This window comes from Leifsonia sp. SIMBA_070, assembly GCF_046534635.1.
In the GTDB taxonomy this organism is placed as follows: Bacteria; Actinomycetota; Actinomycetes; order Actinomycetales; family Microbacteriaceae; genus Leifsonia.
In genome coordinates this window covers 847,715-870,017 of record NZ_JAWRYK010000001.1, presented here as the reverse complement: position 1 = coordinate 870,017, position 22,303 = coordinate 847,715, and the positions used below count along the sequence as shown (strand labels likewise).

General features: G+C 70.2%; 22 protein-coding genes. 7 read left to right on the top strand and 15 right to left on the bottom strand.

Translation table 11 applies throughout. The features are described 5' to 3' along the window. Positions 1 to 10: 10 nt before the first annotated feature. Complete coding sequence (locus tag SB754_RS03960; RefSeq protein WP_410781052.1) at positions 11 to 370, top strand: hypothetical protein; 360 nt, start codon at positions 11 to 13, stop codon at positions 368 to 370. A gap of 109 nt (positions 371 to 479) precedes the next feature. Next, complete coding sequence (locus SB754_RS03955; protein ID WP_410781051.1) at positions 480 to 1,118, top strand: NAD(P)-dependent oxidoreductase; 639 nt, start codon at positions 480 to 482, stop codon at positions 1,116 to 1,118. Between the two features lie 79 nt (positions 1,119 to 1,197). On the opposite strand, the gene SB754_RS03950 is transcribed toward SB754_RS03955, so the two are convergent. After that, positions 1,198 to 1,359, bottom strand: a complete 162-nt coding sequence (locus tag SB754_RS03950; RefSeq protein ID WP_410781050.1) for a zinc ribbon-containing protein — start codon at positions 1,357 to 1,359, stop codon at positions 1,198 to 1,200. A gap of 232 nt (positions 1,360 to 1,591) precedes the next feature. Here SB754_RS03950 and SB754_RS03945 point away from each other — a divergent pair, with 232 nt between their 5' ends. Together SB754_RS03945 and treS are read left to right on the top strand one after the other, a co-directional pair. Next, positions 1,592 to 2,005, top strand: coding sequence for a Rho termination factor N-terminal domain-containing protein (locus SB754_RS03945; protein WP_410781049.1), 414 nt, complete (start codon positions 1,592 to 1,594; stop codon positions 2,003 to 2,005). 112 nt (positions 2,006 to 2,117) lie between these two features. Next, entirely contained in the window at positions 2,118 to 4,373 is a 2,256-nt protein-coding gene (treS, locus tag SB754_RS03940) for a maltose alpha-D-glucosyltransferase (protein WP_410783255.1), read from the top strand. 22 nt (positions 4,374 to 4,395) lie between these two features. Here treS and SB754_RS03935 read toward each other — a convergent pair whose 3' ends face one another. From SB754_RS03935 to SB754_RS03925, 3 genes are read right to left on the bottom strand one after another with little or no spacing between them, the layout of a single operon-like run. Continuing rightward, positions 4,396 to 5,442, bottom strand: coding sequence for an LLM class flavin-dependent oxidoreductase (locus SB754_RS03935; RefSeq protein ID WP_410781048.1), 1,047 nt, complete (start codon positions 5,440 to 5,442; stop codon positions 4,396 to 4,398). A 56-nt stretch (positions 5,443 to 5,498) separates the two neighbouring features. After that, positions 5,499 to 6,161, bottom strand: a complete 663-nt coding sequence (locus SB754_RS03930; protein ID WP_410781047.1) for an NADPH-dependent F420 reductase — start codon at positions 6,159 to 6,161, stop codon at positions 5,499 to 5,501. Beyond that, complete coding sequence (locus SB754_RS03925) at positions 6,158 to 6,649, bottom strand: MarR family winged helix-turn-helix transcriptional regulator (RefSeq protein ID WP_410781046.1); 492 nt, start codon at positions 6,647 to 6,649, stop codon at positions 6,158 to 6,160. Before SB754_RS03925 ends, SB754_RS03930 begins: the two co-directional genes overlap by 4 nt. Before the next feature lie 108 nt (positions 6,650 to 6,757). On the opposite strand from SB754_RS03925, the gene SB754_RS03920 reads away from it, so the two are divergent. After that, positions 6,758 to 7,051: a hypothetical protein gene (locus SB754_RS03920; protein WP_410781045.1), complete on the top strand. Its 294-nt coding sequence runs from the start codon at positions 6,758 to 6,760 to the stop codon at positions 7,049 to 7,051. Positions 7,052 to 7,065: 14 nt separating this feature from the next. On the opposite strand, the gene SB754_RS03915 is transcribed toward SB754_RS03920, so the two are convergent. The 9 genes from SB754_RS03915 to SB754_RS03875 form a co-directional block, all read right to left on the bottom strand. Further along, a complete protein-coding gene (locus SB754_RS03915) occupies positions 7,066 to 8,328 on the bottom strand; it encodes an alpha-hydroxy-acid oxidizing protein (RefSeq protein WP_410781044.1) in 1,263 nt (420 codons plus the stop codon). 8 nt (positions 8,329 to 8,336) lie between these two features. Beyond that, entirely contained in the window at positions 8,337 to 9,782 is a 1,446-nt protein-coding gene (locus tag SB754_RS03910) for a rhamnulokinase (protein ID WP_410781043.1), read from the bottom strand. Positions 9,783 to 9,807: 25 nt separating this feature from the next. Next, the gene (locus SB754_RS03905) at positions 9,808 to 11,844 is read right to left on the bottom strand and encodes a bifunctional aldolase/short-chain dehydrogenase (RefSeq protein ID WP_410783254.1); all 2,037 of its coding nucleotides are present in this window, start codon (positions 11,842 to 11,844) and stop codon (positions 9,808 to 9,810) included. A gap of 2 nt (positions 11,845 to 11,846) precedes the next feature. Beyond that, positions 11,847 to 13,037 carry an L-rhamnose isomerase gene (gene rhaI / locus SB754_RS03900; RefSeq protein ID WP_410781042.1) on the bottom strand — a complete coding sequence of 397 codons (1,191 nt, stop codon included), beginning with the start codon at positions 13,035 to 13,037 and terminating at the stop codon, positions 11,847 to 11,849. Next, on the bottom strand, positions 13,003 to 13,380 hold the full coding sequence (locus SB754_RS03895) for an L-rhamnose mutarotase (protein WP_410781041.1): 378 nt from the start codon (positions 13,378 to 13,380) through the stop codon (positions 13,003 to 13,005). Before SB754_RS03895 ends, rhaI begins: the two co-directional genes overlap by 35 nt. A 117-nt stretch (positions 13,381 to 13,497) precedes the next feature. Further along, positions 13,498 to 14,535 carry a rhamnose ABC transporter substrate-binding protein gene (rhaS, locus tag SB754_RS03890; protein WP_410781040.1) on the bottom strand — a complete coding sequence of 346 codons (1,038 nt, stop codon included), beginning with the start codon at positions 14,533 to 14,535 and terminating at the stop codon, positions 13,498 to 13,500. A 44-nt stretch (positions 14,536 to 14,579) separates the two neighbouring features. Then, positions 14,580 to 15,617: an ABC transporter permease gene (locus SB754_RS03885; RefSeq protein ID WP_410781039.1), complete on the bottom strand. Its 1,038-nt coding sequence runs from the start codon at positions 15,615 to 15,617 to the stop codon at positions 14,580 to 14,582. Next, positions 15,614 to 16,651, bottom strand: a complete 1,038-nt coding sequence (locus SB754_RS03880; protein WP_410781038.1) for an ABC transporter permease — start codon at positions 16,649 to 16,651, stop codon at positions 15,614 to 15,616. Before SB754_RS03880 ends, SB754_RS03885 begins: the two co-directional genes overlap by 4 nt. After that, positions 16,648 to 18,180 carry a sugar ABC transporter ATP-binding protein gene (locus SB754_RS03875; protein WP_410781037.1) on the bottom strand — a complete coding sequence of 511 codons (1,533 nt, stop codon included), beginning with the start codon at positions 18,178 to 18,180 and terminating at the stop codon, positions 16,648 to 16,650. The genes SB754_RS03880 and SB754_RS03875 overlap by 4 nt, the downstream gene beginning before the upstream one ends. A gap of 164 nt (positions 18,181 to 18,344) precedes the next feature. Here SB754_RS03875 and SB754_RS03870 point away from each other — a divergent pair, with 164 nt between their 5' ends. Together SB754_RS03870 and SB754_RS03865 are read left to right on the top strand one after the other, a co-directional pair. Beyond that, positions 18,345 to 19,358 carry a LacI family DNA-binding transcriptional regulator gene (locus tag SB754_RS03870; RefSeq protein ID WP_410781036.1) on the top strand — a complete coding sequence of 338 codons (1,014 nt, stop codon included), beginning with the start codon at positions 18,345 to 18,347 and terminating at the stop codon, positions 19,356 to 19,358. Positions 19,359 to 19,448: 90 nt separating this feature from the next. Next, the gene (locus tag SB754_RS03865) at positions 19,449 to 19,763 is read left to right on the top strand and encodes a hypothetical protein (RefSeq protein ID WP_410781035.1); all 315 of its coding nucleotides are present in this window, start codon (positions 19,449 to 19,451) and stop codon (positions 19,761 to 19,763) included. A 360-nt stretch (positions 19,764 to 20,123) separates the two neighbouring features. On the opposite strand, the gene trxA is transcribed toward SB754_RS03865, so the two are convergent. Both trxA and SB754_RS03855 read right to left on the bottom strand, forming a co-directional pair. Next, entirely contained in the window at positions 20,124 to 20,546 is a 423-nt protein-coding gene (gene trxA, locus SB754_RS03860) for a thioredoxin (RefSeq protein ID WP_410781034.1), read from the bottom strand. A 38-nt stretch (positions 20,547 to 20,584) separates the two neighbouring features. Then, on the bottom strand, positions 20,585 to 22,300 hold the full coding sequence (locus tag SB754_RS03855) for an ABC1 kinase family protein (RefSeq protein WP_410781033.1): 1,716 nt from the start codon (positions 22,298 to 22,300) through the stop codon (positions 20,585 to 20,587). Positions 22,301 to 22,303: the final 3 nt, after the last annotated feature.

The window sequence follows — 22,303 nt, the reverse complement described above, 5'->3', positions numbered from 1 at the left end:
AAGGAACAGCATGAGCGACCGCACCCGCGACGAACTCCCGCTGCCCGACTACGACCACATCACCACCGGCGAACTGCCGAGCCGGATCCACGGGCTCGACGCCACCGGGGTGGAGCAGCTGCTCGCCTTCGAGCGCGAGCACGGCGACCGCCTCCCCATCGTCCAGGTGCTGGAGCACCGGCTGCAGGAGCTGCGGAACGGCGCGGAGCCCAGCGGGCCGGTCACCGACGACTCCCCGACGCAGAGCCAGGGGGCTGCCGGCGGCAGCAAGGTATCGCCCGCGACGAGTGGCCCGACGATGAACCCGCCGTCGCACGGCGTGCCGACGAACCCGGCCCAGCCGAGGCCGGAAGGGCCGCCGCGCGCCTGAGCGGCGAGCTGCCGCGCCGGTCGCACTGCGTAACAGTGGGAAGAATCGCCGCGGACCCCGGGTTGCCGTCCGAGGAAGGGGCGACAGTCGCCCCGCGAAAGGCGGCGACATGGCCCAGATCAGCATCATCGGAGGCACCGGTTTCACCGGAACCCACATCGCGCAGGAGGCCGCGTCGCGCGGCCACCAGGTCATCTCACTGAGCCGGTCGGAGCCGGCCGAGCCTGTGGAGGGCGTGCGCTACTTCACCGGGTCGGCGGACCAGCCGGAGCAGGCCGTCGAGGGCGCGGACGCCATCGTCGCGACCGTCTCGCCGCGCGGCGAGAGCGCGGGCACTCTCGGCCGCCGCTACCGCCGCCTCGCGGAGCTCGCCGCCGCATCCGGAGCGCGTCTCGTCGTGATCGGCGGCTTCAGCTCGCTCCGCCCCGCACCCGGCGCGCCCCGCTTCGCCGAGGGCGACGTCCCGGCAGAATTCGCCGACGAGGCGCGCGAGCTGAACGCGGTGCTGGAGGACTTCATCCAGAACGCGCCGGAGGGCCTCGACTGGGTTTTCGTCAGCCCGGCCGCCGCCTACGGCGCGTATGCGCCGAAGGAGGAGCCACGCGGAACCTACCGCGTCGGCGACGACGTCGCCCTGTTCGACGCGGAGGGCGCCTCCTTCATCGGCGGCGAGGACTTCGCGAAGGCCATCGTCGACGAGATCGAGACCCCCCGGCGCCAGCGCGCCCAGATCCACTTCGCGTACTGACCCGCCCATCCATCGACTGGTGAGTGGATGCGCAAACTCTGGACGAGTTGCGCCATCTGCTCACCACTCGGCGGTCGCCTCAGCTCTTGTTGCCCGGCTCGTTGCGCCGGGTCTCGAACTCGGAGTGCCCGTTCGGGCATTTCGGGATGGTGTCCCCCTGCGTCACGTGGACCTTCTCGTCGCACTTCGCACAGTAGAAGTCTCCGGTCTTCTGGGCTTTCTCGCCCGCATGTGCCGCCATGTCGGCTCCTCCTCGTCGCGGGGCGCGGCTGCGGTGGGCTGAGGATGCCCGGGGCGCCCCGATCCGCTGGACGGTATCCCGGTGGCTCTCGGCGTTCAACGGGTGCCGCGCGAACCCTCGGCAGGCTAAGGCCGTCCGAGCGGGGGAAGCGTCGGCGACGAAGCCCTCCCGAGCTCCTGCTTGCCCTCCCGTCCGCGAGGTGGCACCGTGCATGGTGACGGGAAGGAGTGCGATGGCGAAGCAGAAGAAGCTCGAGAAGGCGGCGGCCAAGGCCTTCGAGCGCGCGGAGGAGGCGGTCGCGGAGGCGCGGGCCGCCGCTGAGAAGCTCGACCGCAAGAAGGCGAAGAAGCGCGCCCGTCAGTTGGAGGACGAACTGGCGGAGCTGGTCGGTCGTTCGCCGGGCGCCGCTTCCGACCACCGGCAGGACGGCGACCCGGTTAACCTGACCCCTCCCCTGCCGTCGGTCCGCGACGAGGGCGTGGAGGAGACCGTCGAGTTCGCCGGTTCCGTGACCACCCCCGTCGAGCACGACCCCGAGCTCGACAAGCTGACGGTCCAGGCGCTCCGCGATGTGGCGCGCACCCGTGGACTGCGGAACGTGTCCCGGCTGACCAGAGGCCAGCTCATCGAACGCCTGAGCGAGTGACCCGCACGGCTCTTCGCCCGCGGCCACCGCACAGCACAATTGACCGTTCGCAGTCACGGAAGGAGACCGAGTGGACGACGAGGCACCCGAGGTGACCGAGCAGGTCCGGACCATGGCGGAGGGGCAGGCGACGCCCGAACCGGAGGTCGACCCGGAGGACCAGGCGCCGCCGGAGGAGATCACCTACGACGAGCAGCTGTACCCGGCGCGCCCGCGCCGCCTGCGTCCGCGGGCCAACCTCCGTGGCGGGAGCATCCGCCGCACCTTCTCGGACCCTCGTGCGGCGAACGGACAGAACCCCGCCTACGTCGAGTGGCTGGTGCGTCAGTCGATGCTGAAGGATGCCGACGTGCTGAGCCGTCAGCTCTCCGGCTCGCCCAGCATGTGGCGCAACCCGTACGCCCGCCCGGACGCGCGCCGTGCGGTCTCCACCTCCGACGTCTGGTTCACCGCCTACCCGATCTCGCTGATCACCCGGGCCGGCGAGTCCTTCCTGACGGCGCTGGCCGACCCGGAGCTGTGGAAGGCGTTCCAGCGGATCGGGATCAACGGCGTCCACACCGGCCCGGTGAAGCGGGCGGGCGGCATCCGCGGCTGGCAGGAGACCCCGAGCGTCGACGGGCACTTCGACCGCATCGGCACCCAGATCGACCCGGCGTTCGGCGACGAGGAGACCTTCCGCCGGCTGACCGACATCGCCGAGGAGCACGGCGGCAGCGTCATCGACGACATCGTGCCGGGTCACACCGGCAAGGGGGCCGACTTCCGCCTGGCCGAGATGGCGTACAAGGACTACCCCGGCATCTACCACATGGTCGAGATCCCGCCGGACGAGTGGCACCTGCTTCCCGAGGTGCCCGAGGGGCGCGACTCCGTCAACCTGGACGAATCGACCGAGGCCGCCCTCGCCGACCGCGGCTACATCATCGGAGAGCTGCAGCGGGTCATCTTCTTCGCCCCGGGCGTGAAAGAGACCAACTGGAGCGCCACGGCCCCGGTCATCGGCGTCGACGGCATCACCCGCCGCTGGGTGTACCTGCACTACTTCAAGGAGGGCCAGCCCTCGGTGAACTGGCTGGACCCGACCTTCTCGGGGATGCGCCTGGTGATCGGCGACGCCCTGCACTCACTGGGCGACCTGGGGACGAGCGCCCTGCGACTGGATGCGAACGGCTTCCTCGGCGTGGAGAAGAGCGCGGAGGGGATGCCCGCCTGGTCGGAGGGTCACCCGCTCTCGCACGCAGCGAACCACATCATCGCCGGCATGGTGCGCAAGGTCGGCGGTTTCACCTTCCAGGAACTGAACCTGACCGTGGAGGACATCCGCGATACGGGAGCCGTCGGCGCGGACCTGTCGTACGACTTCATCAACCGGCCCGCGTACCACCACGCCCTCGCCACGGGCGACACCGAGTTCCTGCGGCTGACGCTGCGGACCTCCCTCGAGCTCGGCGTCGAACCGGTGAACCTGGTGCACGGGATGCAGAACCACGACGAGCTCACCTACGAGCTGGTCCACTGGGCGACGCTGCACCAGAACGACGTCTACACGTTCCGCGGCGAGGAGATCAGCGGCGGGGAGCTGGCCCAGCGCATCCGCGCCGACCTCACCGAGGCGATCACGCAGCCGACGGCCGACTACAACCTCGTGTTCACCACCAACGGCATCGCCTGCACGTCCGCCTCCCTCATCGCGGCGACCCAAGGCCATGCGACGCTCGACTCGATCACCGAGGCCGACATCCCGGCGATCCGCGACGCCCACCTGCTGCTCGCGGCGTTCAACGCCTGGCAGCCGGGGGTGTTCGCGCTGTCCGGCTGGGACCTCCTCGGCGCCCTCACGCTCCCCCGTCAGCAGGTGGCCGACCTGATCGCGGAGGGCGACACCCGCTGGGTGGAGCGCGGAGCCCACGACCTGCTCGGCGTCGCCCCGGAGGCCGAGCGGTCCGCCTCCGGGATGCCCCGGGCGCGGGCGCTGTACGGGACACTGCCCGAGCAGCTGAAGCGGCGCACCTCGTTCGCGAGCCGGCTCCGCCAGCTGCTCCGCATCCGCAACCAGTGGGGCATCGCGACGGCGCGCCAGGTCGACGTGCCCGATGTCGCCCACCCCGGGATGCTGGTGATGGTGCATGAGCTGGAGACGCTCGACGAGCAGGGCCTCCCCATCGTGCAGCTCACCGTGCTGAACATGACCGGAACGGCCGTGGACGGCACGGTGCGTTCGGAGGCGCTCCCCAACCGGGCCGTAGTGACGGACGCCGCCGACGGCAGCGAGGTCGGGACGGTGGACGACCTGAGCAGCTTCCCGCTCAGCGTCCCCGCCTACGGGGCGCGGTTCCTCATCCTGGAGCGCACGGCTGAGGGATGATGTGCTGCGGAGGCCGCCCCGGTCACGCGAGCAGGTCGCGCACCCGCGGGACGACCTCCTCGCCGTAGAGCCGGATCGCGCTGAGGAGCGACTCGTCGGTCATGCCGGGGATGCCGTACTTCAGGTCGAATCGGTTGGCGCCGACCGCCCGGAGGTTCGCCGCGATCTTGGCGGCGACGGTCTCCGGGGACCCGACGTAGAGACTGCCGTCCGGACCGAGCTCGCGCCGGAACGAGCCCTCGGTCGGGATCGCGAAGCCGCGGGTCGCGCTGACCTTGGTGATCATGTCCCGGTAGTGCGGCCAGAACTCCTCCCGCGCCTGCTCGTCGGTGGCGGCGACGTGCCCCGGCGAGTGGAGGCCGACCTGCTGCGGTCCGCGACCGAACTGCTCCAGCGCCTTGTGGAACAGCTCCGTGTACGGGGCGAACCGGGAGGCCGGTCCCCCGATCACGGCGAGCATGAGCGAGAAGCCGTAGCGGGCGGTGCGGATGACGGACTCCGGGCTGCCGCCCACGCCGATCCAGGTCGGCAGGGGGGTGTCGAGGTGGGGGACCACATCCTGGTCGCGCAGTCCGGCCCGGGTGCTGCCCTCCCAGGTGACGGGACCGCCCTCGAGCAGGTGCGCGAACAGGTTCGTCTTCTCCTCGAACAGCTCCTCGTAGTCCGAGAGTTCGAACCCGAACAGCGGGAACGAGTCGATGCTGGAGCCGCGGCCGAGGATGACCTCCGCCCTGCCGCCGGAGACGGCGTTGAGGGTGGAGTAGCGCTGGAAGACGCGGACCGGGTCGTCCGAGCTCAGCACGGTGACCGCGGAGCCGAGGTGGATGCGCTCGGTTCGCGCCGCGATGGCGCTGAGCACGACGTCGGACGCCGAGAGCGGCATGTCGTCGGTGTGGTGCTCGCCGATTCCGAAGAAGTCGAGGCCGGCGTCCTCTGCCGCGATGCCGTGCTCGACGAGGTCGCGGATGGTCTGCGCGTGCGAGATCGGGCGTCCCTCGGCGTCGCCGGTGACGTCGCCGAACGTGTTCAGGCCGAAGGTGAGCGGGAAGCTCTGGGGTGCGGTGTTCATTGTGCGAGTGCTTTCGGGTGTGGGTGTTACGGGTGATGCGGTGATGCGGGTGAGGGTCAGGCGACCAGGGCGGTCTCGTCCTCGATGGCGGTCCGGAAGCCGGCCGCGTCGAGCTGTGCGCCGAAGACCGGGCCGCCCGGTTCGAAGGCGGCTCCGTCGCGCAGGGTCGGGACGAGGACGGCGTCGTAGCCGACGTCCTCGATGAGCGAGGCGACGAGTGCAGCGGCCTCGGGATGGTCGGACGCGACGCCGAGCGCCCGCCGGCCGGGCGTGCCCTCGGGACGGCGGTCCTCCTCCATCTCGTGGTAGCCGATGTGGTTGAACGTCTTCACGACGAAGGCGCCGTGCAGCTCGCGCTGGACGACCTCGCTGCTGGTCAGCACGGGGTCCTCGAACAGCGGCTGAACGCCGTCGGTGGGCGCCCAGTAGTTCATCGAGTCGATGACGATCGTGCCGTCGAGCATCGACCGGTCGAGTCCGGCGAACCGGTGCAGCGGGATCGCGAGGATCACCACGTCGGCCGCGGCGACGGCGTCGGCGGCCCAGGCTGCGCGGGCGCCCGGCATGAGGACGGACGCGATGAGCTGGATGCGCTGCGGGTCGCCCGAGGCGGCCACGTCGACGTCGTAACCTGCGTCCAGGAGGATGCGGGCCAGCGCCGAGCCGACATGTCCGACACCGAGGATGGCGACGTGCGGTCGCCGACGGGAGCGGGTCATGAGCGGTCTCCTTCCGGGGAGTCGAGGTGGGTGCGGAGGGTGTCGAGAACGTCCGCCAGCGCCTCCAGCTGGTCGGCGTCGAGCACGTCCGCGAACAGACGCTTCACGGCACGCAGGTGTGGTCCGGAGGCCCGGCGGATGGCCTGGAAGCCGTCCTCGGTGAGGACGACGAAGGCGCCGCGGTTGTCACTGGGGCAGTCGGTGCGCTGGATCAGCCCACGCCGTTCCATCCGCCCGAGGTGGTGCGAGACGCGGCTGCGCTCCCAGTCGATGGCGTCCGCGAGTTCGGATGAGCGCAGCGTGCGGTCGGACGCCTCGGTCAGCGCGAGCAGTACGGCGTAGTCCCCTGGCGACAGCTCCACCTGCTGCAGCTCGGCCGACAGGCGGCGGCGCAGCTCGGTGGTGGTGTCCTGCAGGGAGCGCCAGACGGCGAGTTCGCGGTCGGTGAGGCGCTCAGCGGTGCGCTGAGCAGTGCCGGAGTCGGTCATGCCGTCCTCGTTTCAGGTCTGACGTCAACCGAAGCAGTTGACATGTCAATCAACTATGACGAGGCTCGATTTGTTCCCGGGATGGCGGCCGGCTTGTAGCGTTGCAGCATGACCGAGCTGCCCGACGCCCTCCCCGCCGACTACGACCCCGCGACCGTGTTCCGGGTCGTCGCGACACCCGTCGCCCAGGGCTGGGGCGTGTGGCTGCGCGCGGCGGACGACAGCATCATCCACAGCTTCGGCCTGGGCTTCCCGCCCGGCACGCCGTTCCTGCCGGACGTACTGGAGGTTCTCGGCCCGCTGCTCAACGTCCAGTACGCGCTCGCCTTCCACGGACCGGAGGCCTGGGACGAGCTCGAGGACCACTGGTCGGCGGTCGTCTACGAGTTCACGCCGCGCTGACGGGGGGACCGAGGCTAGGCGTCGGCCTCCACGCGCGACTCCTCGCGGCGGACTGGCTGCAGCCGCGCCAGCTGGGTGACGTGCTGCGGGCCGAGCTCGGCCAGCGAGTTCACCTGCAGCAGTTTCATGGTGCGGATGAGCTGGTCGGTGAGGATGGCGATGGTGCGGTCCACGCCCTCCCGGCCGCCGGCCATGAGGCCGTAGAGGTAGGCGCGGCCGATCAGGGTGAACTTGGCGCCGAGGGCGTAGGCGGCGATGATGTCGGCGCCGTTCATGATGCCGGTGTCGATCGCGATCTCAGTGTGGTGCCCGACCTCCCGCGCCACGGTCGGGAGGAGGTGGAACGGGATCGGGGCGCGGTCCAGTTGCCGGCCGCCGTGGTTGGAGAGCACGATCCCGTCCACCCCGTGATCGACCAGGATCTTGGCGTCCTCCAGGGTCTGCACACCCTTGATGACCAGCTTCCCCGGCCACATCCGGCGGATGACCGCGAGGTCCTCGAAGTTGATCGACGGGTCCATCGCCGCATTCAACAGGTCCCCGACCGTGCCGCCGGTGGCGGACAGCGACGCGAACTCCAGCTTCGGGGTGGTCAGGAAGTCGTACCACCACCATGGCCGCGGGATCGCGTTGATGATGGTCCCCAAGGTCAGCTGCGGCGGGATGGAGAACCCGTTGCGCTTGTCCCGCAACCGCGCCCCGGCGATGGGTGTGTCGACGGTGAAGAACAGGGTGTCGAACCCGGCCTGCGCGGCCCGCTCCACCAGTCCGTAGGAGATCTCCCGCTGCCGCATCACGTACAGCTGGAACCAGTTGCGCCCCGCCGGATTCGCCGCCTTGACGTTCTCGATGGAGGTCGTCCCCAGCGTGGACAGCGTGAACGGGATGCCCGCCGCCCCGGCCGCTCCGGCCCCGGCGGTCTCGCCCTCGGTCTGCATCAGGCGGGTGAAGCCGGTCGGCGCGATCCCGAACGGGAGCGCCGACGGACCGCCCCAGATCTCGCACGAGGTGTCGACGGTGGACACGTCGTGCAGGATCGAGGGGTGGAACTCCACGTCCTGGAACGCCTGCCGCGCCCGCGCCAGCGACAGCTCGCCCTCGGCCGCACCCTCGGTGTAGTCGAACGCGGCCTTCGGCGTCCGGCGGCGAGCGATCCTGGCGAGATCCTCGATCGTCAGCGCCGACTCCAGGCGCCGCTTCTTCAGATTCAGCTCCGGCTTCTTGAACTGCATCAACTCCAGCAGTTCCACCGGCTTCGGAAATTGACGGGTGACCATGAGGGATCCTATCGAGGGTCGTAACGGACGATCGGGGTGGTCCGGGCGACGAGGGCGCGGAGCGTCTCCAGGTCGCCGGTGAGGAGGCCGGCGGCGCGCGCCTGCACCAGGACGTTGCCGATGGCGGTGGCCTCCACCGGCCCGGCGAGCACTGGGAGCCCGCTGCGGTCGGCGGTGGCCTGGCACAGCAGCGCATTCCGGGCGCCTCCGCCGACGATGTGGATCGCCTCCACGCCGACGCCGGTCAGGGAGGTGGCCTGCTGCACCGTGTCGGCGAAGGCGGCGGCGAGACTCTCCACGATGACGCGCACCATGCCCGCGGGCGAGGCGGGTGCGCGCAGCCCGCGCTCCTCGAACCAGGTCGCGATGCGCGACGGCAGGTCGCCCGGCGCGAGGAAGCGGGGGTCGTCGGCGTCGAAGATCTCGGCCGGGCGCGGAAGCTCGGCGGCCTCCGCGAGCAGCGTCTCCAGCCCGACGTGCAGGCCGCGGCGCTGCCACTCCCGCAGCGACTCGCTCAGCAGCCACAGCCCCATGACGTTGTGGAGGTACCGGATGCGGCCGTCGACGCCGCCCTCGTTCGTGAAGTTGGCGGCGCGGCCCTCCTCGGAGACCACTCGCTCGGAAAGCTCAACGCCGACGAGCCCCCAGGTGCCGCACGAGATGTAGGCGGCGCGGGAGGCGTCCATCGGCACGGCGACGACGGCCGACGCGGTGTCGTGCGAGCCGACGGCCGTGACCGCCGGCCCGGACCCGGCGAACGGGAGATCGCCCGCGAGCGACGGGAGCAGCCCGCCGACGGACGTCCCCGCATCCACCAGCGGCGCGAAGGACGCGCGCGGCAGCCCGAGCCGGTCGATCAGCCCGTCGTTCCAAGCGCCCTCCGCGGTGAGCAGACCGGTCGTCGAGGCGTTGGTCCGCTCCGCCTGCTGGGCGCCGGTCAGCCAGAAGGTGAGGAGGTCCGGGACGAGCAGGAAGCGGTCGGCCAGGTCGAGCGTGCCGTCGGCCGCATCCACAGCGAGCTGGTAGAGCGAGTTGAACGGAAGGAACTGCAGTCCGCTCTGCCGGTACAGCTCCCCCGCCTCGACCGCGTCGTGCACGAGGGCGACCCCGCGCTCGGTGCGCTCGTCCCGGTAGTGGTACGGCTCGCCGAGCAGGCGGCCGCCGCGCAGGAGGCCGTAGTCGACCGCCCACGAGTCCACGCCGATGCCCGCCAGCCCCGGATCGGACCGGGCCACCGAGCCGAGCCCATCGAGGACGTGCGCGAACAGCGCCGTCACGTCCCAGTGCAAGGCGGCGCGGTCGCCCTCCCACACCCGCACGGGCGTGTTCGGGAACCGGGCGGCCTCGGTCAGCTCGAGCGTGTCCGCGCCGACGCGCGCGTGCATGACACGGCCGCTCGTCGCGCCCAGGTCGACCGCCGCGACGGTGCCGGTGGCGCCCGCAGTGCCGGTCATCGCAGCCCGCTCATCGCAGCCCCGCTCATCGCAGGAAGGCGGCCGCCACCCCGGCGTCGACCGGGATGTGGAGGCCGGTGGTGTGGTCGAGGTCGCTCGTGCACAGCACGAACACCGCGTTGGCCACGTGCTCCGGCAGCACCTCGCGCTTCAGCAGCGTGCGCTGCGCGTAGTACTTCCCCAGCTCCTCCTCGGGCACCCCGTAGACCGCGGCGCGCTTGGCGCCCCAGCCGCCGGCGAAGATGCCGGAGCCGCGCACGACCCCGTCCGGGTTGATGCCGTTGACACGGATGCCGTGCTCGCCGAGCTCCGCCGCCAGCAGCCGCACCTGGTGCGCCTGGTCGGCCTTCGTCGCCGAGTACGCGATGTTGTTCGGGCCGGCGAAGATGGAGTTCTTGGACGAGATGTAGACGATGTCTCCGCCCAGCTTCTGGTCGATCAGCACCTTCGCCGCGGCGCGCGAGACCAGGAACGATCCCTTCGCCATCACGTTGTGCTGCAGATCCCAGTCGGCGTTCGTCGTCTCCAGCAGCGGCTTCGAGATCGACAGGCCGGCGTTGTTGACCACCAGGTCGAGCCCGCCGAACGCGAGCAGGGCCTCCCGGATCGAGGCGTCGACCGCCTTCTCGTCGGTCACGTCCGCGGCGACACCGATCGCGACATCGGTGTTGCCGATCTCGGCGGCGGCGCCATGCGCCTTCTCCAGGTCGAGGTCGGCGATGACGACGCACGCCCCCTCGCCCGCGAGCCGGGTGGCGATGGCCTTGCCGATGCCGGAGGCCGCGCCCGTGACGAGCGCGATCCGGCCGGCGAGGGGCTTCGGCTTCGGCATCCGCTGCAGCTTCGCCTCCTCGAGCGCCCAGTACTCGATCTGGAACTTCTCGGACTCGGGGATGGGCGCGTAGGTGGAGAGCGCCTCCGCGCCGCGCATCACGTTGATCGCGTTGACGTAGAACTCGCCGGCCACCCGGGCAGTCTGCTTGTCCTTGCCGTAGGAGAACATCCCGACGCCGGGGATCAGGACGATCGCCGGGTCGGCGCCGCGGATCGCCGGGGAGTCGGCGGTCGCGTGCCGGTCGTAGTACGCCTGGTAGTCGGCGCGGTACTGCTCGTGCAGCTCCTCCAGCCGGGCGACGGAGTCCTCGATCGACGCGTCGGCCGGCAGGTCGAGCACCAGCGGCTTCACCTTGGTGCGCAGGAAGTGGTCCGGGCAGGAGGTGCCCAGCGCTGCGAGTCGCGGGTGCTCGGCGGACGCGAGGAAGTCGAGCACGACCTCCGAGTCGGTGAAGTGGCCCACCTGCACGCGGTCCGTGGAGGCGATGGCGCGCAGGTGCGGAGCGAGCGCGGCCGCCTTCGCACGCCGCTCCCCCTCCGGCAGCGGCTCGTAGCCGGGAAGCGCTGGACCGAACGGCTCCGGACGGCCGTGCTCCGCGATGTAGGCGGCGGCCGTCTCGATGATCCACAGGGAGTTGGCCTCGGCCTCCTCGCTGGTGTCTCCCCACGCGGTGATGCCGTGGCCGCCCAGGACGGTGCCGATCGCTTCCGGGTTCGCCGCCTTGATCGCGGCGATGTCGAGCCCGAGCTGGAAGCCGGGGCGCCGCCACGGCACCCAGACGACCCGGCCGCCGAAGATCTCCGCAGTCAGCTGCTCGCCGTCGGCGGCGGTCGCGATGGCGATGCCGGAGTCGGGGTGCAGGTGGTCGACGTGGGCCGCATCCACCAGGCCGTGCATGGCGGTGTCGATGGAGGGTGCTGCCCCGCCCTTGCCGTGAAGCGTGTAGTCGAACGCGGCGACCATCTCGTCCTCGCGGTCGACGCCGGGGTAGACGTTCTGAAGCGCGCGGAGGCGGTCGAGCCGGAGGACGGCCAGGCCCGACTCCTTCAGGGTCCCGAGGTCTCCCCCCGAGCCCTTGACCCAGAGCAGCTCGACCGGCTCGCCGGTGACCGGGTCGGTCTCGGCGCCCTTGGCCGACGTGTTCCCGCCGGCGTAGTTGGTGTTCCTCGGGTCGGAGCCCAGACGGTTGGAGCGGGCGATCAGCGCTGCGACGGTCTCGTTGGTCATGCTCATGCCCCCCATCCGGCCTGGGTGCCGCCCACGCGGTCGGCCTCGATCTTCTGCTGGTAGCCGCTGGCCTTGTAGGCCGCCATCGGGTCGGCCGGGAGGCCGCGCGACTCGCGCCAGGCCGCCAGGTCGGCGCGGACATCGGTGTTGAACGCATCCATGAACACGGCGTTGGCGGCGAGCACGTCGTTGGCGCGCTGCGCGGCGTCCAGGGCGTCGAGGTCGACGAGGAGGGCCTTCGCGGTGGCCTCCTGCACGTTGAGGACCGAGCGGATCTGCCCGGGGATCTTCGCCTCCAGGTTGTGGCACTGGTCGAGCATGAACGCGACGTCGGGGTTGCCGTAGCCGCCGCCCTGGATCACCTCGAAGATGATCCGGAACAGCTGGAACGGGTCCGCAGCGCCCACGATCAGGTCGTCGTCGGCGTAGAAGCGGCTGTTGAAGTCGAACGAACCGAGCTTCCCGAGCCGCAGCAGCTGCATGACGATGAACTCGATGTTCGTGCCCGGTGCGTGGTGGCCGGTGTCGAGGCAGACCACCGCGCGGTCGCCGAGGGCGGCCGTCTGGACGTAGCTGGTCCCCCAGTCCGGAACATCCGTGTGGTAGAACGCCGGCTCGAAGAACTTGTACTCCAGCACCAGCCGCTGGCCCTCCCCGATCCGCTCGTAGATCTTGGCGAGCGAGTCGGCGAGCCGGTCCTGACGTGCGCGCATCGAGTCCTGACCCGGGTAGTTCGTGCCGTCGGCGAGCCAGATCTTCAGGTCGCGCGATCCGGTCTCGTTCATCACGTCGATGCACTCGAAGTGGTGGTCGATCGCCTTCTGGCGGATCCGGTCGTCGGAGTGGGTGACCGAGCCGAACTTGAAGTCGTCGTCCTGGAAGGTGTTCGAGTTGATCGTACCCAGCGCCACGCCGTTGTCCTCGGCGTGCTTCTTCAGGTCGGCGTACTTCTCGACCCGGTCCCACGGGATGTGCAGCGCGACGCTCGGGGCGAGGCCGGTGTGCTTCTGCACCTGCGCGGCGTCCGCGATCTTCTCGTACGGGTCGCGGGCGGTGCCCGGCGTGCCGAACACCTTGAAGCGGGTGCCCGAGTTGCCGAACGCCCAGCTCGGGAGCTCGATCGCCTGCACGGCGAGCCGGTCGCGGATGGACGTGAAGTCAGTCAATGTCCTGCGCCTTTCGTGTGTTGTCATCGCGAAGCTTTTCCAGCTGGTCCTCGAGGTGGAAGATCTCGGGGATCAGCTCGAACGACTGATCCGGGGCGGCCCCGTCCAGTCCGTCGAACAGCCGGCTCATCTCGGCCTGCCAGCGGGCGTTGACCTCGGTGAGCTCCATCCGCTGCTGGGCGGACGCGTAGTCGTCCCGCGCCTCGACGTAGCCGATCAGCCAGCCGTCGGCGGCGAGGAACAGCGAGTAGTTGTCCCACCCGGTTTCTTTGAGGGCCTCCAGCATCTCGGGCCAGACCGCCGCGTGCCGCACCCGGTACTCGTCCAGGTGGACCGGGTCGACGCGCAACCGGAAGCACGCACGCTGCACGGGGGGCCTTTCGTCAGGGGCTGGCGATGCCGTCGAGTGGTGAGCAGATGCCCGAATCGATGCCGAGTTGCGACATCCACTCACCACTCGATTGGCAGGAGAGGGTGGGGCGGGAGGTTAGAAGTGGAACTTGTCGATGTTGTCCTTGTTGAAGACGAACGGGTCGCCCAGGAGCACGGTGCCCTTGTCGCCAACCTTGAAGGTTCCGAGCTTTCCCGCCTTGAACGAGTCGCCGGACTTGCCGGTGATGGTCCCGTCGATCAGGGCCTTCGCGGCGAAGGCGGCCAGGTAGCCGAGGTCCTCCGGGTTCCACAGCGCGAACTCGTCGACCGTGCCGTCCTTGACGTACTCGCGCATCTGGTTCGGGGTCCCGAGCCCGGTCAGCTTGACCTTGCCCTTGGCGTCGGAGGTGCTCAGGTAACGTGCCGCCGCGGCGATGCCGACCGTCGTGGGCGAGATGATGCCCTTCAGGTTCGGGTGCGTCTGCAGCAGGGCCGCCGTCTTGTCGAAGGAGGTCTGGTCGTCGTCGTTGCCGTAGACGGTGTCGACGAGCTTGACGTTCGGGTGGTCCTTGGCCAGGTCCTTCTTCATCAGGTCGATCCAGGCGTTCTGGTTCGTGGCGTTGGCCGCGGCCGACAGGATGGCGACCTCGCCGCTGTCGCCGATCTCCTTGCTGATCGTGTCGACCTGGACCTTGGCGATGCCCTCAGCCGTCGCCTGGTTCACGAAGACGTCGCGGTACTTGGCGTCGGTGTCGGAATCGAAGGTGACGATCTTGACGCCGGCCGACTTCGCCTGCGTCAGCGCACTGCCGAGGGCGGTCGGGTCGTTGGCCGAGAGCACGATCGCTCCCACCTGCTGCTGGGTCAGCGTGTTGATGTAGCTGACCTGCGCGTCGGCGGTCGCGGTCGAGGGACCGACCTGGTTGTAGGTGCCCTTGAACGACTTGACTGCGGTCTCGCCGCCCTTGTCGGACGTGTCGAAGTAGGGGTTGCCGAGGTTCTTGGGCAGGAAGGTGATCTTGTAGTTCTTGTCGCCGGAGCCGGAGCTGGATCCGGAGCTGCTGGAGCAGCCGGTGACGGCGAGCGCGACGGCGACGACGCCGGCGCCCAGGGCGATCAGGCGCTTGGTGCGGCGCGAGGTGGAGGGCAACATCGTTGTTCCTTTCGGGGTGGGTGATTGCAGGTGGAGCAGGACCGCTACGGCTGATGTCGCCGTCGGCGGGCACGGGAGCCGCGCGCCCAGGCGAGGATGCGCGGCGACAGGACGGACAGGATGAGGAGGACGCCGGTGATGATGTTGATGGCGTCCGAGCTGACGTTCGCGAGCCGGAGCGCGCTCTGCAGCACGCCGATCAGGAGCACGCCGGCGACGACGCCGTGCATCGCGCCCTTGCCGCCGAAGATCGAGACGCCGCCGAGCAGCACCGCCGCGATCACGGAGAGCTCGAGGCCGACCGCGTTGTCGCCGCGGGCGCTGCCGTAGCGCAGCGTCCAGTAGATGCCGGCGAGCGCCGCGATCAGCCCGGTCAGCAGGAAGGCGACGAACTTGGTGCGTGCGACGTTCACGCCGGAGAACGCGGCCGTCTCCGAGCTGAGGCCCAGGGCGAACAGCCCGCGGCCGTACGGGGTCGCGTGCAGCAGCAGGGCGAAGACCACGATGAGCACGACGACCAGCACCATGACCACGGGGATGCCGGAGGTGCCGAAGCGCTGTTGCACGAGGTTCTGCCAGAAGAACGGGAAGTCCGTGATCGCCGTCGTCCCGAGGAGCCCGACCGCGATGCCGCGGAACAGCGCCAGCGTTCCGATGGTGACCGCCAGCGATGGGAGGCCGACCACGGTGACGAGGAACCCGTTCACCGCTCCGCAGACCAGCCCCACCACGAGGCAGACCACCATGGCCCCCTCGATCGGCCAGCCGGCCTTGGTCAGCACGCCCAGGAGGACGCTGCTGAGCCCGAGGGTGCTGGCGACGGAGAGGTCGATCTCCCCGGTCACGATGACGAGTGTCATCGGGAGGGCGATCATCAGGATCGGGGTCACATCCAGCAGCAGGAAGCCGAGGGTGACCGTCGTGCCGAAGTTCTGCACGACGGCGGAGGCGACGATCGCGACGACGATCAGGGCGGCGATCACGGCCGTCTCGCGGCTGAGCAGCCAGCGCTGCCAGAGCGGGCGGCTGTAGTCGGGGTAGGTGCGCGTCGGCGCGGCGGTGGAGACGCGGGTGTCGGTCACGCGGCGACCTCCCTTTCTGCGACGAGGCGGCGGGACAGCCGCAGGGCGAGCACGCGATCGAGCACGATGGCGCCGATGATGAGCACGCCGACGACCGCCTGCTGCCAGAAGTCCTGGATTCCGAGGATGGGCAGCGCCCGGTTGATGGTGAGCAGCAGCACCGCGCCGAGCACGGCGCCGTAGACGGAGCCGCTCCCGCCGAAGATCGCGACGCCGCCGATGACGGCCGCTCCGACCGCCTGCAGCTCAAGGCCGGAGCCGGTCTGCGAGCTGACCGTGCCGTAGCGGGCGACGAACAGCACGCCCGCAAGCCCGGCGGTCGCGCCGGACAGCACGAACGCCGTCAGGACACGCCGGGTCACCTTGAGTCCGTACAGCTCGGCCGCCGCGGGGTCCGACCCGATCGCGTACAGCTCGCGGCCGCCGCGGCGGTTCCGCAGGAACCATCCGGCGATCAGCATCACGAGCACCGCGAGGATGGTGAGGTACGGGATCGTGAGGAACGACCCGGTCCCGAGCCCCAGGAACGTGGACGGCATGTCGCTCGCGTTGATCCGGTTGCTGCCCGCCCAGAGCACGTCGATGCCGCGGTACGCGTACAGCGTGCCGAGGGTGATGACCAGCGCGGGCACCTTCCCGAAGGCGACCAGCGCGCCGTTCACCAGGCCGAGCACGGCGCCGGCGAGGGCGCCGATCACGAACACGGCGATGATCGGGATGCCCGGGATGTCGGCGAACAGCCGTCCCGTCAGGTACGCCGTCAGGCCGACCACCGAACCGACGGAGAGGTCGACGTTGCGGGTGATGATGACGATCGCCTGACCGATCGCGACGAGCGCGAGGATGGCGGGCGTCAGCAGGAGGTCGCGCCAGCCGTCGGCGCTGAACAGGAACGACGGGTTGATCGCCGTCGTCACCGCGATCACCACGAGGATCGCGACCAGGATGCCCGTCTCGCGTGCCCGGACGAACGAGCGCGCGATCCGCAGTCCTGCGTTCGGCACCTTCTCGGGCGTGAGGGTCGGTGTCGTCATCGGGCGGCCTCCTCGAGGGCGTGCGTCGCCGCGAACATGACGTTCTCGGCGTCGGCGACGGAGCGGTCGAGCTCGGCGGTGATGCGGCCCTCGCGGACGACGAGCACGCGATCCGCCATCCCGAGCACCTCCGGCAGCTCGGACGAGATCATCAGGATGCCCATCCCCCGGCCGGCGAGCTCGGAGAGCAGGCGGTGCACCTCGGCCTTCGTGCCGACGTCGATGCCGCGGGTCGGCTCGTCGATGATGAGGACGCGCGGGTCGGTCGCCAGCCACTTGCCGAGGACGACCTTCTGCTGGTTGCCGCCGGAGAGCGTCCCGGCGAGGGTGTCCAGCGCGTTGGTCTTGAGCTGGAGGCGGCTCGCCCAGACGCGCGACGCCTCGTTCTCGGCGGCGCTGCGGATGAAGCCGAGCTTGGAGAGCTTGGTGCGGATGGCCAGCGTGCTGTTCCGGGCGACCGACTCCTCCAGGACGAGGCCCTGCTTGCGGCGGTCCTCCGGGACGAGCGCCAGGCCCGCGGCCATCGCTGCCGTCGGGCGGCGCTTCGGGACGGACCGGCCCTCGACCGTGACGCTCCCCGAGTCGTAGCCGTCGACGCCGAACACGGCGCGGGCGATCTCGCTGCGGCCGGCGCCGACCAGTCCGGCGAGGGCGACGATCTCTCCGGCGTGGACGGTGAAGCTGACGTCGTGGAAGACGCCGGGCGACGTCAGGTGCTCGACGACGAGCAGCGGCTCGCCGATCGTCGTCTCCTGCTTCGGGAACAGATCGGTCACGTCGCGGCCGACCATCCGGCGGACGATCTCGTCCTCGGAGACATCGACCGTGCTGTCCGTCGACACGTAGGCGCCGTCGCGCATGACCGTGATCCGGTCGCACAGCGAGAAGACCTCGTCGAAGCGGTGCGAGATGAAGACGATGCCGCGGCCCTCGTCACGGAGGCTGCGGGCGACGGCGAAGAGCCGCTCGACCTCGACGCCCGACAGCGCGGCCGTCGGCTCGTCCATGATCAGGAGGCGGGCATCCAGCGAGATCGCCTTCGCGATCTCGATCAGCTGCTGGTCGGCGATCGACAGACCCTCGGCGAGGCGGTCGGGGTCGATGTGCACGCCAAGCCGGCGGAAGATCTCGCGCGCCTCCGTGCGCATCCCCTTGCGATCGATGCGACCGAGCCGGTCGGTGGGCTGCCGGCCCATGAAGATGTTCTCGGTGACCGAGAGGTCGGGGAAGAGCGTCGGCTCCTGGTAGATGACCGCGATGCCCGCGGCCTTCGCCTCCGCCGTGGTGCCGAAGTCGACCGTCTCGCCGCGGAACCGCATCTCCCCGCTGTCGCGCTGGTAGAGGCCGGCCACGATCTTGACCAGAGTGGACTTGCCCGCGCCGTTCTCACCGACGAGCGCGTGGATGGACGCCTGCTCGACCAGGAGGTCGGCGCGGCTGAGGGCGATCACCTGCCCGAAGGCTTTGGCGACGCCGCGCAGTTCGAGGACCGGTGGCCCTCCGGGGGCGGGAGTTGCTGGGGACGTCATTGTCGGGAACGTTTCTCCGCGTCGAGTGTGAACCGTTTCAATTTGAAACGTGAAAATGACCTTGCCAGAGTTCGATCGACACGTCAAGTCCCGCGACGATATCTGCTGGCTTCCGCGGTGAAACGTCGATACGATGCCAGCACTGCCTCGATCGAAGGAGCCCTATGCCGTCCGCCAGCGTCAAGGACGTCGCCGCCCTCGCCGGCGTCTCGGTGGGGACCGTCTCCAACGTCCTCAACCGTCCCGAGCGGGTCTCGGACGGAGTGCTGGAACGTGTGCAGGCGGCGATCGCCGAGCTGGGTTTCGTGCGGAACAACGCCGCACGCCAGCTGCGTATGGGCCAGGGCAGCGGAATCGGCATGGTCGTGCTCGACGTCGGCAACCCGTTCTTCGCCTCCCTCATCCGCGGGGCCGAGGACCGCGCCGCACGCGACGGGCTCTCGGTTCTCGTCGGCAACTCCGACGAGAACGAGCAGCGCGAAGCGAACTACCTGACGATGTTCGAGCAGGAGCGCATCCGCGGTGTGCTGATCTCGCCGGTCGGGGACGCCATCCCGCGCCTGCACCGGCTGCGCGAGCGCGGCATCCCCTCGGTGCTCGTCGACCGCACCAGCCTGGACCGCTCATTCAGCTCGGTGGCCGTCGACGATGTCGCGGGCGGACGCCTCGCCGCGTCGCACCTCGTCGAGCAGGGCTTCCGCCGCGTGGCGTACGCGGGCGGCCCGTTCGCGATCGAGCAGGTCGCGGACCGCTACCGGGGCGTGGCGGAAGAGATCGCCTCGACGCTGCCCGGCTCCGGGGTGGAGACGCTGGAGACGGACAACCTGACCCTGGAGGGCGGCCAGCGCGTCGGGGCCGCCCTGGCCGGGCGCCGCGCTTCGGACCGGCCCGACGCCGTCTTCGCCGCCAACGACCTGGTCGCGATCGGCCTGCTGCAGAGCCTCCTTCAGGCCGGGATCCGGGTGCCGGAGGATGTAGCGCTGATCGGCTACGACGACATCGCGTTCGCGTCGGCCGCCGTCGTACCGCTGACGTCCATCCGTCAACCCAGCCAGGAGATCGGGGCCACCGCCATGGACCTGCTGCTGCAGCTGACCGCGCAGCCGGACGCCCCGCCGGTGCACGTCGAGTTCCAGCCCGCGCTGGTGGCGCGGGCGAGCACGGCGGCGCGCGGGTGAGGGCGGTGGCGCGCGGGTGAGGGCGGACTCGCTTCGCGCGTCGCTCGCGGCCCGCTAGCATCGGGGGAACCGCGACGAAGGGGGACGCTCGTGACCGGAACCAGGCTGCGACCGAAAGTGGTGCTGTGGTGGGGAATCGCCCTCACCCTCGCCGGACTGCTGCTCACCACACTGCTGCCGCAACTCGGCTACGCGCTGACGCTGCAGCACGACGCATCGACGGGTGTCGACCAGGGCTTCCTCGTCGGGATCGACCTGGTCGTGCGGCTGATCGCCCAGGTGGTGCCGCCGCTCGGCATCGCACTGATCGGGGCGTCGGTGGTGATGGCGTACGTGAGGCGGGTGCTGGCTGCGCCCGCTGCGAAGACGCCGAGTGGCCGCCCCTCCGTTTCGGAGGAGCCGTGACCGGCGACCCGCCGAGCGAGACCAGTACGGGCACGGAGTGACGGGCCGGCGGGGCTCCTGTTCTCAGGAGATCCACGCTTCCTGTTCTCAGGAGATGCGCTCCTGTTTTCAGGAGATTCGCGCTTCCTGTTCTCAGGAGAAATCGGCCCAGGATGACTCCCACGTCCTGAATGAGGGACTCAGAAGCACGCGCCAGCCCGAATCTCCTGAAAACAGGAACTCATCGCACCCCGGATACTCCTGAAAAAAGGAGCGCCCTCGGACACGAAACCCGCCCCCGGACACGAAACCCGCCCCGAGGCACGAAAAAGGGCGCGGCACCCGCCTCTCGGCAGGCCCGCGCCCCACGCGACGACGCGCTCAGCTCTGCGACTGCGCGCCCGCGCCCGTGCCCGCGCCGCCGGCAGCGGCCTGAGCCTCGGCCGCAGCCTTCAACTCGTCGTACTGCTTCCGGACCTCGGTCATGTCGAGGCCGCGGATCTGCTCGATCAGGTCCTCCACCGCCTCGCCCGGCAGCGCGCCGGCCTGCGAGAACAGGGGGATGCCGTCGCGGTACGCGATGAGGGTCGGGATCGACTGGATGCCGTACGACGCGGCCAGCGACTGCTGGGCCTCGGTGTCGATCTTGCCGAAGGTGATGTCGGAGTGCTTCTCGGACGCCTTCTCGAAGACGGGGGCGAACATGTGACAGGGGCCGCACCAGTCGGCCCAGAAGTCGAGCAGCACGATGCCGTCGGAGACGGTCTGGTCGTGGTTGGTCGAGGTGATCTCGGTGGTTGCCATGTCAGGTGAAACGCACACCGACCAGGCGGTATTCCGCCTCAGCTCCCCCGTCGCCCTGTGAAGACGGTGAACGCCAGCGGAACGACGGAGGCTACCAGCAGCACGACGCCGAGCACCTGGTCCGCGGTGTGCACGATCGCACCGGCGATCACCACGCCGCCGAAGACCACTGCCGCGACCAGCCGCCGCACCGTCCGGTCGAGGCGCGCGACGCGCTGCTCCAGCCGCGGGGTGCTCACGGCCAGGTTGCCATCCTCGACCCGCGTCACCAGAGCATCGAGCCGCTTCGGCAGCCGCCAGGCGAGGCCGAGGAGCTCGAGCGCCTGCTGCGCCACATCCTGAACGACGTTGCCGCGCTCGTCGCGCAGCAGCTGCCCCGCGTACGGCTCCACCGAGTCCCAGAGGTTGAAGGACGGGTCGAGCGCGCTGCACACGCCCGACGTCAGCGACATGGCGCGGATGATCAGCAGGAAGTTCTCGGGCAGCTGGAACGGCAGCGAGCGCACGACGTCCCCGAACTCGATCGCGAACTCGCGGAACTCCCGCGGGTCGACCTCCCGCAGCTCGGCGAAGCCCATCCCGCCGAACCGGGCGAACAGGTGGGTCATCGCCCGCTCCAGCTCGCCCGTGTCCGCCGTCGGGAGCAGCACGCCCACGTCCTGGATGGCCTCCACCAGTCCACGTCCGTCGCGCGAGGCGGCCGCGATCAACGCTTTGCGGAGGCCGCTGCGCGTGCCGGGCGGCACCTCCCCCATCATCCCGAAGTCGACGAAGGTCAGCGTCCAGGGTCGGTCGCCCGTCCCTGGGCGCGGGGTGACGAAGATGTTGCCCGGGTGCGGATCGGCGTGGAAGAACCCGCTGCTGAACAGCTGGTCGAACATCACCTCGGCGAACAGGGGCGCCACGTCGGCCGGGTCGATCCCGGCCGCTCGCAGCGCCGCCGCGTCGGTGATCTTGATCGCCGTCACATCCTCCAAAGTCAGCACGCGGCGGGTCGTCCGCTCCCAGACGACGACGGGCACGGCCACGCGGTCGTCCCCGTCGAACTCCTCCGCGAAGCGCTCCGAGTTCGCGGCCTCATGCAGGTAGTCGATCTCCTGAAGGCTGGTCGCCGCGAACTCCTCCACCAGGGCGGGCGCGTCGACGCGGTCCGAGACGAGGCGGACGTGGCTGAGCCAGCGCCCGACCCGGCGCAGTGCGGCCAGGTCCACATCCACGATCGCGTCGATGCCGGGCCGCTGCACTTTGATGACGACCGCCTCCATCCCGGCCTCTGCCGCGGTCTCCGGTGTCAGGAGGGCGCGGTGGGCCTGCCCGAGGGAGGCGGCGGCGACCGGCGTCTCGTCGACCGACGCGAAGGCACTCTCGAGGGGCACGCCGAGTTCCGCTTCGGCGAGAGCCCGGATCGCCGGGAACGGCACCGCCGGGACCTCGTCCTGCAGCCCCTCCAGCTCGCTGGTGATCTCAGGAGGGAGGACGTCGAGGCGGGACGACATGAACTGCCCCACCTTGATCATCAGCCCACCGAGCTCGACTGCGAGCCCATGGAAGCGCTGGGCGAACCGCCGCATCCGCTTCGACCGCGTGCGGGCGGCGACGCCGGAGAGCCCGATACGCGGCAGGAACAGCTCGTACCACCAGGTGACCGCCAGGTTCCATCCGGCGAAGCGGAGGATGCGCCGGTAGCGCGCGCGAGTGGCGGGCGTCGCCGCGGTGGCCCTGGGCACCGCAGCGGGCGCCTGCTCCGACGTCACCCC

Coding starts and splice junctions, on each gene's coding strand:
- SB754_RS03960 (WP_410781052.1), top strand. CDS start 11: ATGAGCGACCGCACCCGCGACGAACTCCCGCTGCCCGACTACGACCAC.
- SB754_RS03955 (WP_410781051.1), top strand. CDS start 480: ATGGCCCAGATCAGCATCATCGGAGGCACCGGTTTCACCGGAACCCAC.
- SB754_RS03950 (WP_410781050.1), bottom strand. CDS start 1,359: ATGGCGGCACATGCGGGCGAGAAAGCCCAGAAGACCGGAGACTTCTAC.
- SB754_RS03945 (WP_410781049.1), top strand. CDS start 1,592: ATGGCGAAGCAGAAGAAGCTCGAGAAGGCGGCGGCCAAGGCCTTCGAG.
- treS (WP_410783255.1), top strand. CDS start 2,118: ATGGCGGAGGGGCAGGCGACGCCCGAACCGGAGGTCGACCCGGAGGAC.
- SB754_RS03935 (WP_410781048.1), bottom strand. CDS start 5,442: ATGAACACCGCACCCCAGAGCTTCCCGCTCACCTTCGGCCTGAACACG.
- SB754_RS03930 (WP_410781047.1), bottom strand. CDS start 6,161: ATGACCCGCTCCCGTCGGCGACCGCACGTCGCCATCCTCGGTGTCGGA.
- SB754_RS03925 (WP_410781046.1), bottom strand. CDS start 6,649: ATGACCGACTCCGGCACTGCTCAGCGCACCGCTGAGCGCCTCACCGAC.
- SB754_RS03920 (WP_410781045.1), top strand. CDS start 6,758: ATGACCGAGCTGCCCGACGCCCTCCCCGCCGACTACGACCCCGCGACC.
- SB754_RS03915 (WP_410781044.1), bottom strand. CDS start 8,328: ATGGTCACCCGTCAATTTCCGAAGCCGGTGGAACTGCTGGAGTTGATG.
- SB754_RS03910 (WP_410781043.1), bottom strand. CDS start 9,782: ATGACCGGCACTGCGGGCGCCACCGGCACCGTCGCGGCGGTCGACCTG.
- SB754_RS03905 (WP_410783254.1), bottom strand. CDS start 11,844: ATGACCAACGAGACCGTCGCAGCGCTGATCGCCCGCTCCAACCGTCTG.
- rhaI (WP_410781042.1), bottom strand. CDS start 13,037: ATGACAACACACGAAAGGCGCAGGACATTGACTGACTTCACGTCCATC.
- rhaS (WP_410781040.1), bottom strand. CDS start 14,535: ATGTTGCCCTCCACCTCGCGCCGCACCAAGCGCCTGATCGCCCTGGGC.
- SB754_RS03880 (WP_410781038.1), bottom strand. CDS start 16,651: ATGACGACACCGACCCTCACGCCCGAGAAGGTGCCGAACGCAGGACTG.
- SB754_RS03875 (WP_410781037.1), bottom strand. CDS start 18,180: ATGACGTCCCCAGCAACTCCCGCCCCCGGAGGGCCACCGGTCCTCGAA.
- SB754_RS03870 (WP_410781036.1), top strand. CDS start 18,345: ATGCCGTCCGCCAGCGTCAAGGACGTCGCCGCCCTCGCCGGCGTCTCG.
- trxA (WP_410781034.1), bottom strand. CDS start 20,546: ATGGCAACCACCGAGATCACCTCGACCAACCACGACCAGACCGTCTCC.